Here is a 13,377-nt window from a genome sequence, read left to right as displayed (position 1 = left end):
TATTACTTTTACGCTCTAAATTAACTCATCACTTATTATGAATGTTAAGGCTCGCTTAACGCTAATGAATTTTCTTCAATTTTTTATATGGGGTTCATGGCTTCTGACTATTGGAGTTTACTGGTTTCAAAACAAACAATGGTCGGGTACCGAATTTGGGGTTATCTTCTCCACTATGGGTATAGCTTCTATTTTTATGCCAGCCTTAACCGGTATTATATCTGACCGGTTCATTAACGCGGAAAAACTTTATGGGACTTTACATATTTTAGGGGCAGTTGTTCTTTTTTGCCTGCCGCTTGTAGATAATCCATCCACCTTTTTCTGGGTGATCCTCTTAAATATGATATGCTATATGCCAACGCTTTCTTTATCCATCACTGTAGCTTATTCGGCGTTAAAGAGTAGCAAACAGGATGTGGTGAGGGATTATCCACCCATCAGGATCTGGGGAACAATAGGCTTTATTGCGGCTTTATGGACAGTAAGCCTTACAGGTAATGAAGCTTCCGCTAATCAGTTCTACATTGCTTCCGCTGTATCCTTAATTTTAGGTATCTATGCTTTCACGCTTCCCAAATGCCCTCCCCTTGCCAATAAAATCGATTCCAGGTCATTCGTTGATGCCTTGGGGCTAAGGGCTTTCACCTTATTAAAACAAAGTAAATTTGCGGTGTTTTTTATATTTTCCATGTTATTGGGTGCCGCTTTACAACTCACGAATGCTTATGGAGACACCTATTTGCATGATTTTAAAAATGTACCAGCCTACCAAGACCTGCTAGCTGTAAAGTACCCTGCAATTATCATGTCCATTTCGCAGATTTCAGAAACACTGTTTATCCTGGCCATCCCCTTCTTTTTACGACGGTTCGGGATCAAATACGTGATGTTATTTAGTATGCTTGCCTGGGTGTTAAGGTTCGGTTTATTCGCTTATGGAGACCCTGCAGGCGGCCTGTGGATGATCATTTTATCCTGCATTATTTATGGGATGGCTTTCGATTTCTTTAATATCTCCGGATCTTTATTTGTTGAAACCCAGGTCAACGAAAAAATGCGTGGCAGTGCTCAGGGGTTATTCATGATGATGGTCAATGGTTTTGGTGCGCTGTTTGGGAGTTTTACCAGTGGCATCATTATCGATAAATTCTTTACTTTTGCAGATCAGAGTAAGGATTGGCCAAATATCTGGCTAACTTTCGCTGCTTACACCCTTATTCTTGCTGTAATTTTTCCATTTATATTTAAATACAAACATAATCGTGCAGAGGAAACGGCTATCAAAGCGATGAGCCATTAGACCAATACATTAACAAGCTTATTTTCTTCTAAAATCTCTAATATGTCGTCAGGTAAATATAGAAAAGAGAAAAATTGTTTAAACTGCGGGCACCAGGTGGAAGAATACTACTGTCCGCATTGCGGACAAGAGAACCTGGAGCTTAAGGAAGATGCCCTGCATATGATTACACATACCATTGCAGATTATTTTCATTTTGATTCTAAATTCTTTGGCACCATGTGGCCCTTGCTTTTTAAGCCTGGGTTTCTGTCGCAACAGTTTGTTGCCGGTAAAAGAGTAGCCTTCATCCACCCTATCCGGTTGTATATTTTTATCAGCATTGTATTCTTCCTGATCATCTTAAGTTCTTCTCATCAACCTGAAGTGGAATTAAAAAGTGGAACACCCGCTACGACAGCAGCAGCCACCCTACCTGACGATAGCTTAACCAAGGCAAGAAAACAGGAATTACGCGAAACTTTAAAATCACTTCCCATTAATGAACAGACCAAAGATAGTCTTGTTAATGAGCTCCTGACAGACTCACAGTTAACCAAAGAACTCACCGACACCACAGCACGACGTTCATTTTCAACAAAAAGCGATTGGTTCACTGCAAAAGATGCTAGCATAGCCGATTACGAAAAAAGGCAGTTATCACTTCCTAAAGCGGAAAGAGACAATTTATTTCAAAATTACCTCAACAAAAAAAGTATCAGGATGAAAAGTTTCCCTGATGCTGAGGAAAGAATCAAAAAACAAATCCTATCAAATATCCCGAAATTGATGTTTGTTCTGTTGCCGTTGTTTGCGTTGATTCTGAAACTGGTTTACTGGACGACGAAGAAATATTATTATGAGCATTTAATTTACTCCTTCCATGTACATTCGGCTTTGTTTCTGAGTGTCCTGGCAACGATCTTCCTGCAATGGCTCACTGGATTTTTCTTTGACATCAGTACACTTTTAACGTGGCTGTGTATCATTTATATGCTTTGGTACATCTATCGATCCCTCAGAACTTTTTATGGCAGCACAAGGTGGCTAACACTGACTAAAATGTGGTTCCTTTTTGTAAGCTATACCGTTGTATTTAGTTTTTCAGCTTTACTGCTCGTTGTATTATCGGCACTGATGGTATAAGGGCATTTATTTGGCTTTTGGGTATAAAAAAACCGTTGTTAAAGATAACATCGGTTTTTTTATGGTTTCTAATGAGCTAATGTCTTACCTGTTTTCAAGGGGAACAAATTCTCTGTTCGTATGTCCAACATAGATCTGACGCGGACGGCCAATCGGCTCCTTGTTCTCTTGCATTTCTTTCCATTGCGCAATCCACCCAGGTAAACGGCCTAGCGCGAATAATACGGTAAACATGTCTGTAGGGAAACCTAATGCCCTATAAATGATACCAGAATAAAAATCTACGTTAGGGTATAATTTACGTTCAACGAAGTAAGCATCATTAAGTGCTGCTTCTTCCAGTTTTTTAGCAATCTCCAGTACAGGATCGTTGATACCTAACTTTTCTAAAATATCATCACAAGCTTTTTTGATGATTTTGGCTCTTGGATCAAAGTTTTTATAAACCCTGTGTCCGAAGCCCATCATACGGAAAGGATCGTTTTTATCTTTAGCTTTATTAATCCATTTTTCGGTGTCACCACCATCTGCTTTAATAAGTTCCAGCATTTCAATTACAGCCTGGTTGGCACCACCATGTAAAGGACCCCAAAGGGCAGCGATACCGGCAGATACGGAAGCATAAAGGTTACAATCTGAAGAACCTACCATTCTTACTGTGGAGGCAGAACAGTTCTGCTCATGGTCTGCATGAAGGATCAACAGCGTATTCATGGCACTAACAACAACAGGATCAATGTCCACTTCCTCTGTCCGCTGACCAAAGATCATATTAATGAAATTGGTCACGTAGTCGTATTTATTTTTTGGATAAATTAATGGATGGCCCAAAGATTTTTTATAAATAAAAGAAACGATGGTGGGGAATTTAGCCAATAACTTGATCATGGTTTGATCCATTGACTCCGGTGATGAATTTGCATTCAGGGATTCTGGGTAGAATGTTGACAGGGAGCAAACCAATGAAGCCAGCTGTGCCATTGGGTGCGACTTAGAAGGATAGCCATCCAGAAACTTCTTCATATCTTCATGGATGAGGGTATGGCTTCTAATCTTTCCCTGGAAACCATCTAATTCATCTTTTTTTGGCAAGTCGCCATATATTAATAAATAGGCAACCTCAAGAAAAGTTGATTTCTCTGCAAGTTCCTCAATGCCGTAACCACGATATTTTAGAATTCCTTTCTCGCCATCTAAAAAAGTGATAGCGCTTTTCGTAGAACCTGTATTTTTGTATCCGAAATCCAGTGTAATATACCCTGTCTGTTCTCTTAACTTTGAAATATCTATTGACTTTTCGCCCTCAGTACCTGTTATAACAGGGAATTCATAAACTTTTCCGTCAATCTTAATTTCTGCAATCTCTGACATATCTTATAATTTATATAACAAAAGTAACTAATCTATTTTATTGGTTTGTTAACAACGCTATAAAGTTATTAAAAGCTATTAATTGTTAATTAATTTCTTCTATAACAGATCCACATTCCAACATTTCATCACCATAGAAAGGATTTCTGATTTCCTTATGAGAAGATAACCAATCACCACCATCGCCATTATTAGCCATAGGGCAATGCTGAACATAAATGGTTCCTTCATTTAAAGCTGCATGTTTAAACAATGCAATTACATCAGAACTAAGGTAGGTAAATTCTTTTCTCTGGTCTTTCAAAGATTTAGCTGCATTGATCTTATCAGCGATAAGCGCAGTATTTTCACATCCTTTATAAAGACTCAATTTACCAGACAAAACTTTTGCCGCATCACGGGCGCCTTGTTCGTCTCCCTTAACAAGGACATCTTTTAATATGATATAATTATCATAAATAGCCTGAATTTCAGGTTCTTTTAAACTAACTGTCGTGGAGGTAACCGGTGTAGAAACAGCAACACTATCTGTAACTTTTGCATTATCCTTGGCTGGGTTGCCACAGGACGCCATTGCGAGCAAGCATACAGCACCTATATATTTATTCATATATTCTGTTTTTTTGCTCAAAATAGCATTTTAAATTCGAATAAATAAAAAAGCCCCCGAAAAAATCAGGGGCTTAATTATTTTGTGAGTTAAATATTACAATTTAAAACCATAGGCTAAACGCAAGGCGATATGACTTACATTTTTGTCATATACTGGTGTTTCAGTTCTTGCGCTGGAAATACCTTCATACCTGATACCAAGGTCTAAACCACTGCTCCATGAATACCCTACCGTAGGTGCATAGATAAAACCTGTTTTAGCATTATCAGTTACTCCAAAAGCAGCACCAAGTTCAGCCATACCATACAATCCAGATCCTGTTACTTCGTCAAAAAATACTTTCACGCCCGCTTTAACTGGGATATAACCGTAATCCTGTTTAATTTCAGGTGCATAATCTTTCGAAAAGAAGTGCGTATAACCTACACTTACAGGAATAGAGATCTGCTTAGAGATATCAAACTGCAAACGGGCATCACCACCCAGGGTAAAATTATATTGATCTGTTGTTGGTATACCTGCATGAATACCTATACCTAATTTCGGGCTTTGTGCATTTACATTAGTGGAGAAAAATAATGCCAGCGCAGCTGCTGCAGTAGCAATAAATTTTGTAGTTTTTTTCATTTCTATTTGATTTCGTTTAAATAATAGTTGTATGATCGTGCTTAAACAAATTGCATGCCACACCCTGTTAACGTTCAAATAGCTTGATTTTTTACTGCGTTTTTTTCATATAAATCAATTGTTTTAACTTCAATAACTGACTCCTGGTCTATATCAAACCAATGAATTTCAATTCCATCCTTTTCCATTTTTCTAAAAAAGGTCATTTGCCGTTTGGCAAACTGGCAGATCGCCGTGAACAACCTTTCTTTGAAATCGGGGTAATTCAATTCACCAGATAGGTAAGCGACCACAAACTTGTATTCAAGGCCATAAAACACCAACATCTCCTTGCTGACCCCATTAGCCAGAAGTTGCTGTACTTCTTCAACCAGACCATCCTTTAACCTTTGCTCCAACCTTTCCCTTATCCTCGTCCGTCTGGATTCGACGCCCGATTTTAAACCTATAATTAACGGTTTAAAATTAATTTTAGGTAAAGTCTCTAGTTTGTTGTGTTTTAGATATTCGGCGATTTCAATAGCCCTTATTAAACGCTTATGTGTGGATTGATCAGCATGATGCCACAAATGAGGTGGATATTCCTTTAAAATAGTCTGAAGTCCGGATAATTCAAAGGGCATTAACTTCTCCCTTAAGGTTTCGTTGACCGGTATAGCAGTATATTCATGATTTTGAAGAAGGCTATGGATATACATTCCGGTGCCCCCACAGAGCACAGGTAATTTATGACGTGCTGTTATAGATTCAAAAACTTTATAAAAGTCTACTTTGAATGCATTAACCTGGTAACGCATACCTGGTTCTTTATGGTCAATTAAGTGGTATGGAATAAGCTTGCCGTTGATTTTGTATTCATCGAGGTCTTTCCCCGTTCCGATATCCATTCCCTTAAAAACCTGACGGCTGTCTGCACTGATGATTTCCCCGTTTAAGGCAGCAGCAACTGAAACCGCAAGTTTCGTTTTCCCACTTGCAGTGGGTCCTAATATAATCAATAAAGGGTTTTTGGTCATTAGAGATCAAGTATAAATTTAAGATTTCCAGTATTAAAAATTTCAATATAGGACGAAGCGGCTGATTGATCAGTTTTATCTGGAATACGATGACTAAAATAGCGCTGCAAAGTGATCCGGTCCAGGTATAGCTTTGAAGGCGGTGTGATGGCTTTTAATTTAAAGCCCGCAACCAGATATCCATTACCTAACGACCAGTCGCGGTCAGCGTAACTCATCAGGTCATTTGGCGCCAGTAGTTTAACATAATGTTTAATCAATTTACTAAGACCGCCCGTTACTGTAATGCCGTCTTTAGTAGCAAAGCGTATGAGTTCAGCTGAAGTGTAATCGGGTCCCTGTCGGACCATTTTCCTTTTGTTACTGAAGGTAGCAACGGCAACAGTCTCATTTTCATGGATTAAACAAAACCTGTACCTCGCTCCCACACTTCCTTGTAAATGATATTGATTAAGAAATACATCTGCATCCTCTTTAGAAATCCTTTCAACGAATGTATTCCGGCCGTGAACGCTCCTGTTTAAGCCTGCAAATGATTTAATTCTGCTCAACACCTGCGCTTGCCTGGTGATGAAAATGTCCTCCCATAAATGAATCACATGGATATCTTTGAGCTGATAAGCTTGTTGCAGTTCAATGAACTTTTCAGGCTGATAAGGATGAGAAAGCGGAACAAGGTTAAGGATCAGCTTTCCCTGTGGGATAAATAATAGATGAAAACAGGTGTGGTTTAAATTTTCAACCTGTATATTTTCAGCCGCTAATAAACTTTCAACTGCGATAAGCCAGTCAGCGTTCAGACCCATTCTTGCTCTTTAAACACCTTATATCCTGCAGCAAAGGTTTCTTCAATTTGATTCATCAGCACATCATCTAATTGCTTAATTTCAATTGCGGTTTGATTCCCCAACAATTTACAATCGAAACCAGTGCTTAGAAGCACATGATCCTGCTGGATACTTACACTTGCAAAAAAACTCTCCGCACGCTTTTCTGAAGCGATTTCAATATTCTTATCGCTCCAAAGGTCATAAGTATCGTCGGTATTCAGGCGGTTGGAAAAACCCAATGTTGCATAAGGTTGTAATGATGCTCTAATCGTTTGAAAAATTTCTACAAGATCTGTCTTCATGAATAAAATTAATTTAAGTATTGCTGTACCCCATTAACATATTATAGGCTGTTTTGTTTAATCTCGGGTAGACAACCACCATTGCTGATCAGGATAATGAAGGCCAACATGCACCTCCTCTCCTAACTTAGGTGTTGTTACCTGCAATTGCCGTTTCTGGGCAGCTTCAACAACCTGCATCACAGGTTCATTCCAATTGTGCATGGATAAGGTGTATTTCCCCCAATGCACCGGCATTAAGACCTGAGCTTTCAAATCCAGCGCAGCCTGTACTGTTTCTTGAGGAAACATATGTATATAAGGCCAGAAAGGATTGTACTGGCCACATTCTAGAATAGCGAGATCAAAAGGCCCGTGCTGCTCCCCAATTTCCTTAAAATGGAAATCATAACCAGAGTCACCGCCTAAAAACAACTTATGGGCCGGTGTTTGTAAGATAAAAGAAGACCAGACTGTTTGGTTTCTTTTGAATGACCTGCCGGTAAAATGCCTGGCAGGTGCAGCAGTAAACTTCAGGTCCTGAACCAGAAATTCTTCTCCCCAGCACAATTCTTTAATACTTTCTGCAGGGACCTTCCAATGTTCCAGGTGTGCCCCAACACCAAGAGATGTAATGAATAATTTAGTTTTGTGACTTAACTTTAAAATCGTCTGGTAGTCAAGATGATCATAATGATCATGCGTAATCAGGATGACATCAAGGGCTGGAAGGTCATCAGGCTGGATAAAATCGGTGCCTTTAAAGTTTTTGTAACCTATAAACGGAAATGGTGATGGTGTAGCACAGAATACCGGATCTACCAGAATATTGACCCCATCAACCTGTAAAAGGTAAGAAGAATGACCAAACCAGGTAATCCTGGTTCCCTTAGTGGATTTAAATTCAGGTTGAATTGTGGGTAAAGTAAACCCCGGACTACGGTGAATGTTTCTTTCCATCATTTTCCGGATCATTTGCCAATAACTCACATCAGCAGGCTTCATGGGTGTTGGAGAAAGATTTTGGAGAGCACCCTGTTGGTAATTCGGAAGCTGTTTAATACGTGCTAAACGTGAACCTTGAGGTTTTTTCCCAAAAACCGGGAGTTGCAAAATAATATAAACGAGGAAAGCCATTGACAATAGCAAGGCCAGGAAAATATACATGGCGCAATTTATTTCTTTTTGCTTAGAAAAAAGTCAATTTTCTGGAGTAATTCTTCCATATCAAATGGTTTTTCAAGAAAGTCATCTGCACCGGCTTCTTTTGCAGATCGTTCCAGCCCGGTACCAGCAGAAATCATGATAATGGGCATGTCTTTTGTCAGGTCCTGGGATTTTAACTGTTTACAAACATCGCGACCATCAGTACCTGACATCCAGATGTCCAATAAAAGTAAGTCGGGAAAACCATCAGTCATTTCTAAAACCGTAGCACCATTAGGTGTAGAGCTTACTTCGTAACCACCAAATTCCAACATCGCCTCAACTGCATCAAGAATTCCAGGATCGTCATCTGCTATCATTACTTTTTTTTGCTGGCCCATTTAATTAATCTGAATGCTGAAATACCCCTGATTAGCAATTTCATACGTATTTTTTCAGGGTTACCAGTTCAGAACAAAAACAATACCATAAGAAGGAAAAGAACGACACTATTTCGCTGCAGGCTCCATCTTACTGATTAAACTCGCTCCAGCGAGGAGCAGTTCATTGGTAATGGTACGTGTATAATCCGTAATTTCCGCCTTAAAATCTGCAACAGAAGCACCTCCTCTGATTTCCTCCAGGCGTTTCTCCCACTGACCGGTTAATTCAGCCTGAGCAATCTTTTGATCTTTAACCACATCATAAACTGCAAGCCCTTTTGTTGTCGGAATAAGGTTGCGTTTTTCCCTTGTAATATATTCCCTGGTGATTAAGGTTTCGATGATAGAAGCCCTTGTTGCCGGCGTACCTAATCCTGTGTCTTTCATCGCGTAACGCAACTCTTCATCTTCTATTTCTTTACCTGAAGTTTCCAGTGCTTTCAATAAGGAAGCCTCGTTGAACATCGGCTTTGGTTTGGTTTGTTTTTCGAGTAAAGCTTTTTCAGCAATGGGCAGCAATTCGCCAGCTTTTACTTTTGGTAATGATGGATTGTCTTCGTCTTTTTTCTCTTCATCATTATCGTTCAACACCGACCGCCAACCCGCCGAACGAATGACCGTTCCATTGGCGATAAAGACAGAACCTGCGGAGATGGTGATCTTCGTAATTTCTTTGATACACTCTTTATGAAAGGATTCCAGCATCCGTCCAACTACCATATCGTAAATAGCCTGTTTATCAGCACTTAAACTATACGCAGGCTCACCAGTAGGTAATATCGCATGGTGATCGGTCACCTTCTTCGCATTTACACTTCGTTTATTTAAAGGGACAGTTGCTAAAAACTCCGCCTGTTTACCAAAGTCCGGATGAGAGCGGAATTTCTCAATCAAAGACGGAACGCCTGAAAAGATATCATCACCAATATACCGGCTACCGGTTCTCGGATAAGAAACCAGTTTGCTTTCATATAAATTTTGGAGCAAGCCAAGTGTTTGATCGGCGGTAAACCCTTTTTTCTTGTTGGCCTCCTGTTGTAAACTACTCAGGTCATGTAACAATGGAGGCGGTTCTTTCCTGGGTTTAGCCTCCACCTCTACGATTTCCGCTCCCAATGGGAAACCAGATTTTACATCTTCGATTTTATCAAATAAAACCTCGGCATCTTCTTTTTTATCAAAGTTACTGACCGAAATCGCTTTGAAAAGCTGCCCTTCTTTATCCAGTAACATGCTTAGCTGATAGTATTTCTGAGGTACAAAATTAGTTGATTCCAGGAACCGGGCGCAGATCATGGCTAAAGTCGGCGTTTGGACCCTTCCTAAAGAAAGGACAGTTCTGTTCCCTGCAGAGATACTTAATGCCTGGGTTGCATTCATTCCAACCAGCCAGTCAGATTCGGAGCGGCAATGGGCAGAATTAAATAGCGTATCATAATCAGTACCAGGCTTTAAATTTCTGAAACCATCTTTAATGGCCTCATCAGTCTGAGAAGAAATCCAAAGTCTTTTAAAAGGTTTTTTACACCGTAAAAAATAATAGATATACCTGAAAATCAGTTCACCCTCACGCCCCGCATCGGTAGCCACAATAATCTCTGTAGCATCATCAAATAGCTGTTTAATGATATCCAATTGCTTTTTCACAGAAGGATCATCAACAAAACCATCTTTGGTTTTCACCTTCCGTATGGCAAGTTTAAACTTTTTGGGTAACATGGGCAGGTGTTGCCTGCGCCAACCAATAAAGCCATATTCCTGTGGCGGGGCCAATTGTAAAAGGTGCCCGAAAGCCCAGGTAAAAGAATAACCCTTCCCTTCAATATATCCATTTCTCTTTGTCGTTGCCCCAAAAACCTTCGCTAATTCACGTGCAACAGAGGGCTTTTCTGCAATTACAACTTTCATTCCATGTGGTTAAGTCCCGACCCGCAAATTTCATCAAAAATATCCTAATAACACGCAAATGTTAGCAATTTACAATTGACTTAAACAAAGATTGTTAAGAGAAATTATTTACTCAAAGAGATCCAGGGCCAATTTGAAAGTATTGCAATGGGCATCAACAATGTCTTTAATCTGTGGCGAATAACCACCTCCCATACTTATTTGCACAGGGATATGGAGATCCTTACAGTACTGTAGTACCAGCCTGTCCCTTTCTTTACAACCTTCTTTAGAGAGGGAAAGCTTCCCTAATTTGTCCGTAGCCAATATATCAACCCCGGCAAGATAAAATACAAAGTCCGGCTTTTGTTGTTTAAATAATAAAGGCAAGAGCTCTTTCAATTTAGCGAGGTAGACTTCATCACCAATCCCATCAGCCAAAGGCACATCCAGACTGGATTCTTCCTTTCTGAAAGGAAAATTCTTGTCGCCATGCATAGAAAAAGTAAATACCCTGGGTTCATTTTGAAAGATCTCAGCAGTACCGTTCCCCTGGTGTACATCTAAATCGATGATTAAGATACGTTTAGCTAAACCCTTATTTAACAGATAATTTGCAGCAATAGCCTGGTCATTCAACAGACAGAAACCCTCACCCCAAAAACTACCTGCATGATGTGTACCACCGGCAACATTAAAGGCCACCCCTTTGTTGATAGCGAACAATGCACCATCAATAGTGCCCTGCGCAATCCTGATTTCCCGCTCCAGCAATTGGCCGGTCAGTGGAAAACCAATACGTCGCTGCTCTTTAGGCGATAAGGTAAAATCACGGAGACTTTCCCAGTATCGCTGTTGGTGCGTCATTAAAATGATGTCTTCTGTTAAAGGCACAGGTTCAAAGAGGTTGCGTTTACTGATTAAACCTTGATGAAGCAACTGTTCTGGAATAAGCTCATATTTCAACATCGGAAAACGATGCCCTTCAGGTAACGGATGTGCATAAAGCTTATGCCAGGCTATTTTAATCATTATATAATTTTAGGTGAAGCATGTACGGCTTCAAATATCCTAAAATTTCAATTTCTTATGTTGTCCCTCATCATATTTATCACCAGTCACAATGGCCTGCAACATATTAAACGCAACCACCATTTTAGAAGATTTACTATCCCAATATTCAGCTACATCAGGAGTGACTTTAATCAGGGCTAACCCGGGGTCTTCCAATCCTTTGGGAAACCAGGCTTTGACCATGATTGAAAAGTAAGAACTTCTTTTTTTGATATCTTCCACCAACTCCGCTTTTCCATTTACATACATATAGGTATTATTGGAAGGGTTGCTGTAGACAAGCATGACCCTGTTCTCCTTAGATATCTCTGCATTCTTGAGGGAGTACTCATTGGTAAAGAACCAGATACTTCCATCATCTTCAACATTTGCTGTAGCCATTGGGCGACTAGAAAACTCATCATTTAATGATAAAGTGGTGAACATACAAATGCGTACATCTTCAATTTTCTCCTTTAGCAGTTTTACATTTTTCTCAGTATCCATAGCTTTAGAATTAAAGGTTTGAAGTTTAAACAGCTATAAAAAGAGATTGTTTTTCAGCTATTGGGCTTACTCACAAACTTATTTCCTTTCACATAGAAACGCCAGGGCAACAAGGCATGGTCCTCAGCATAGGCTACCCCAACCCGGCTGACAGCACTTATACCATCTGCAGGAATAATGATCCCATTGTCTTCTATCCAGATTTCATTTCCTGAAAGATCTTTAGCATTTAAGTTCCGGTCAATACCCATTGCCTTTGAAAGTGCACCAGGCCCAGCAGTAAGGTTATGCTTCAAAACCGGCATATTTCTTCGGCGCAACATTACCTCGACACCGGTTATAGGCTCCAGGCCCCTGATTAAAACAGCATGTGGCATATCCTCCCGGCCGGTCACGACATTGAATAAATGGTGAATACCATAACACAAATAAACATAAGCATGGCCACCTAACAAATACATGGTTTGCGTTCTGTTGGTGAATCTTCCACCATAGGCATGAGATGCCTTATCGGAAACTCCATTGTAAGCTTCTGTTTCCACAATGGTGCCCCCGGTGAGTTCACCATCGATCAAAGTAAATAGTTGCTTACCCAATAATTGTTGGGCGAGCAACAACACATTCTCATTCTGATAAAAGGAAAACGGTAATTTAGGCATCGATTAATTTAATGATTTCATTTAAGTAAATGGCATCAACCTCATCAAAATGAGCCAGGTACTCACTATCCACATCCAAAACACCAATGATCAAACCATCCTTATAAACAGGCAACACAATCTCCGATTTAGAAGCAGAACTGCAGGCTATATGTCCTGGAAAAGCATCCACGTTAGGAACGACTAAAGTCTCTTCTTTTTCCCAAGAGGCACCACAAACTCCCTTTCCTTTTTTTATCCGGGTACAGGCAACCGGCCCTTGAAATGGCCCTAGCACCAATTCATCTTCCTTAATCAGGTAAAAACCCACCCACAACCATTTAAACTGCTCTTTTAAAGCAGCAGCAATATTCCCCAGGTTAGCAATCAAGTCATTCTCCCCCTGTATTAATGCCGCTATCTGAGGCACTAAAGATTGATATTGCGCCTCCTTGTTGTCACTCTCTATTATTTTTAAATCTTCAGCCATTGGTAATGAATATATGCAAAGCTAAATAATATCCTGTTGAAACCATC

Annotated in this window: 15 protein-coding genes; 2 read left to right on the top strand and 13 right to left on the bottom strand. The window is 39.9% G+C overall.

The features are described 5' to 3' along the window. Positions 1-37: 37 nt before the first annotated feature. Complete coding sequence (locus tag WG905_RS05795; RefSeq protein WP_339590764.1) at positions 38-1,303, top strand: nucleoside permease; 1,266 nt, start codon at positions 38-40, stop codon at positions 1,301-1,303. Positions 1,304-1,345: 42 nt separating this feature from the next. Then, positions 1,346-2,428: a DUF3667 domain-containing protein gene (locus WG905_RS05790; RefSeq protein ID WP_339590763.1), complete on the top strand. Its 1,083-nt coding sequence runs from the start codon at positions 1,346-1,348 to the stop codon at positions 2,426-2,428. Between the two features lie 84 nt (positions 2,429-2,512). Here the strand turns inward: WG905_RS05790 and WG905_RS05785 are convergent, their stop codons facing one another. The 13 genes from WG905_RS05785 to WG905_RS05725 all read right to left on the bottom strand — a co-directional run bounded on the left by WG905_RS05785 (position 2,513) and on the right by WG905_RS05725 (position 13,330). After that, the gene (locus WG905_RS05785) at positions 2,513-3,799 is read right to left on the bottom strand and encodes a citrate synthase (protein ID WP_339590762.1); all 1,287 of its coding nucleotides are present in this window, start codon (positions 3,797-3,799) and stop codon (positions 2,513-2,515) included. Positions 3,800-3,884: 85 nt separating this feature from the next. Next, on the bottom strand, positions 3,885-4,409 hold the full coding sequence (locus tag WG905_RS05780) for a DUF3347 domain-containing protein (RefSeq protein ID WP_339590761.1): 525 nt from the start codon (positions 4,407-4,409) through the stop codon (positions 3,885-3,887). A 96-nt stretch (positions 4,410-4,505) separates the two neighbouring features. After that, a complete protein-coding gene (locus WG905_RS05775; RefSeq protein ID WP_339590760.1) occupies positions 4,506-5,039 on the bottom strand; it encodes an outer membrane beta-barrel protein in 534 nt (177 codons plus the stop codon). Positions 5,040-5,113: 74 nt separating this feature from the next. Beyond that, a complete protein-coding gene (gene miaA, locus WG905_RS05770) occupies positions 5,114-6,037 on the bottom strand; it encodes a tRNA (adenosine(37)-N6)-dimethylallyltransferase MiaA (protein ID WP_339590759.1) in 924 nt (307 codons plus the stop codon). A gap of 17 nt (positions 6,038-6,054) precedes the next feature. Further along, entirely contained in the window at positions 6,055-6,861 is an 807-nt protein-coding gene (locus WG905_RS05765) for a hypothetical protein (protein WP_339590758.1), read from the bottom strand. Further along, positions 6,852-7,187 (bottom strand): hypothetical protein, encoded by a 336-nt coding sequence (locus WG905_RS05760; protein WP_339590757.1) that lies wholly within the window; start codon positions 7,185-7,187, stop codon positions 6,852-6,854. Before WG905_RS05760 ends, WG905_RS05765 begins: the two co-directional genes overlap by 10 nt. A 57-nt stretch (positions 7,188-7,244) precedes the next feature. Beyond that, complete coding sequence (locus WG905_RS05755; protein ID WP_339590756.1) at positions 7,245-8,333, bottom strand: MBL fold metallo-hydrolase; 1,089 nt, start codon at positions 8,331-8,333, stop codon at positions 7,245-7,247. 8 nt (positions 8,334-8,341) lie between these two features. Next, on the bottom strand, positions 8,342-8,692 hold the full coding sequence (locus WG905_RS05750; protein ID WP_339590755.1) for a response regulator: 351 nt from the start codon (positions 8,690-8,692) through the stop codon (positions 8,342-8,344). Between the two features lie 129 nt (positions 8,693-8,821). Then, a complete protein-coding gene (locus tag WG905_RS05745; protein WP_339590754.1) occupies positions 8,822-10,663 on the bottom strand; it encodes a DNA topoisomerase in 1,842 nt (613 codons plus the stop codon). A gap of 108 nt (positions 10,664-10,771) precedes the next feature. Then, positions 10,772-11,674, bottom strand: a complete 903-nt coding sequence (locus WG905_RS05740; RefSeq protein ID WP_339590753.1) for a histone deacetylase family protein — start codon at positions 11,672-11,674, stop codon at positions 10,772-10,774. Positions 11,675-11,713: 39 nt separating this feature from the next. Further along, positions 11,714-12,202, bottom strand: coding sequence for a pyridoxamine 5'-phosphate oxidase family protein (locus tag WG905_RS05735; protein ID WP_339590752.1), 489 nt, complete (start codon positions 12,200-12,202; stop codon positions 11,714-11,716). Between the two features lie 53 nt (positions 12,203-12,255). Continuing rightward, positions 12,256-12,861: a DNA-3-methyladenine glycosylase gene (locus WG905_RS05730; protein WP_339590751.1), complete on the bottom strand. Its 606-nt coding sequence runs from the start codon at positions 12,859-12,861 to the stop codon at positions 12,256-12,258. Further along, positions 12,854-13,330, bottom strand: coding sequence for a GAF domain-containing protein (locus tag WG905_RS05725; protein ID WP_339590750.1), 477 nt, complete (start codon positions 13,328-13,330; stop codon positions 12,854-12,856). Before WG905_RS05725 ends, WG905_RS05730 begins: the two co-directional genes overlap by 8 nt. Positions 13,331-13,377 lie beyond the last annotated feature (47 nt).

Source organism: Pedobacter immunditicola (genome assembly GCF_037482985.1).
Classification (GTDB): domain Bacteria; phylum Bacteroidota; class Bacteroidia; order Sphingobacteriales; family Sphingobacteriaceae; genus Pedobacter; species Pedobacter immunditicola.
This window is presented reverse-complemented; position numbering and strand designations above follow the sequence as displayed.

Coding starts and splice junctions, on each gene's coding strand:
- WG905_RS05735 (WP_339590752.1), bottom strand. CDS start 12,202: ATGGATACTGAGAAAAATGTAAAACTGCTAAAGGAGAAAATTGAAGAT.
- WG905_RS05765 (WP_339590758.1), bottom strand. CDS start 6,861: ATGGGTCTGAACGCTGACTGGCTTATCGCAGTTGAAAGTTTATTAGCG.
- WG905_RS05790 (WP_339590763.1), top strand. CDS start 1,346: ATGTCGTCAGGTAAATATAGAAAAGAGAAAAATTGTTTAAACTGCGGG.
- WG905_RS05755 (WP_339590756.1), bottom strand. CDS start 8,333: ATGTATATTTTCCTGGCCTTGCTATTGTCAATGGCTTTCCTCGTTTAT.
- WG905_RS05775 (WP_339590760.1), bottom strand. CDS start 5,039: ATGAAAAAAACTACAAAATTTATTGCTACTGCAGCAGCTGCGCTGGCA.
- WG905_RS05760 (WP_339590757.1), bottom strand. CDS start 7,187: ATGAAGACAGATCTTGTAGAAATTTTTCAAACGATTAGAGCATCATTA.
- WG905_RS05785 (WP_339590762.1), bottom strand. CDS start 3,799: ATGTCAGAGATTGCAGAAATTAAGATTGACGGAAAAGTTTATGAATTC.
- WG905_RS05745 (WP_339590754.1), bottom strand. CDS start 10,663: ATGAAAGTTGTAATTGCAGAAAAGCCCTCTGTTGCACGTGAATTAGCG.
- WG905_RS05780 (WP_339590761.1), bottom strand. CDS start 4,409: ATGAATAAATATATAGGTGCTGTATGCTTGCTCGCAATGGCGTCCTGT.
- WG905_RS05725 (WP_339590750.1), bottom strand. CDS start 13,330: ATGGCTGAAGATTTAAAAATAATAGAGAGTGACAACAAGGAGGCGCAA.
- WG905_RS05795 (WP_339590764.1), top strand. CDS start 38: ATGAATGTTAAGGCTCGCTTAACGCTAATGAATTTTCTTCAATTTTTT.
- WG905_RS05740 (WP_339590753.1), bottom strand. CDS start 11,674: ATGATTAAAATAGCCTGGCATAAGCTTTATGCACATCCGTTACCTGAA.
- WG905_RS05750 (WP_339590755.1), bottom strand. CDS start 8,692: ATGATAGCAGATGACGATCCTGGAATTCTTGATGCAGTTGAGGCGATG.
- WG905_RS05730 (WP_339590751.1), bottom strand. CDS start 12,861: ATGCCTAAATTACCGTTTTCCTTTTATCAGAATGAGAATGTGTTGTTG.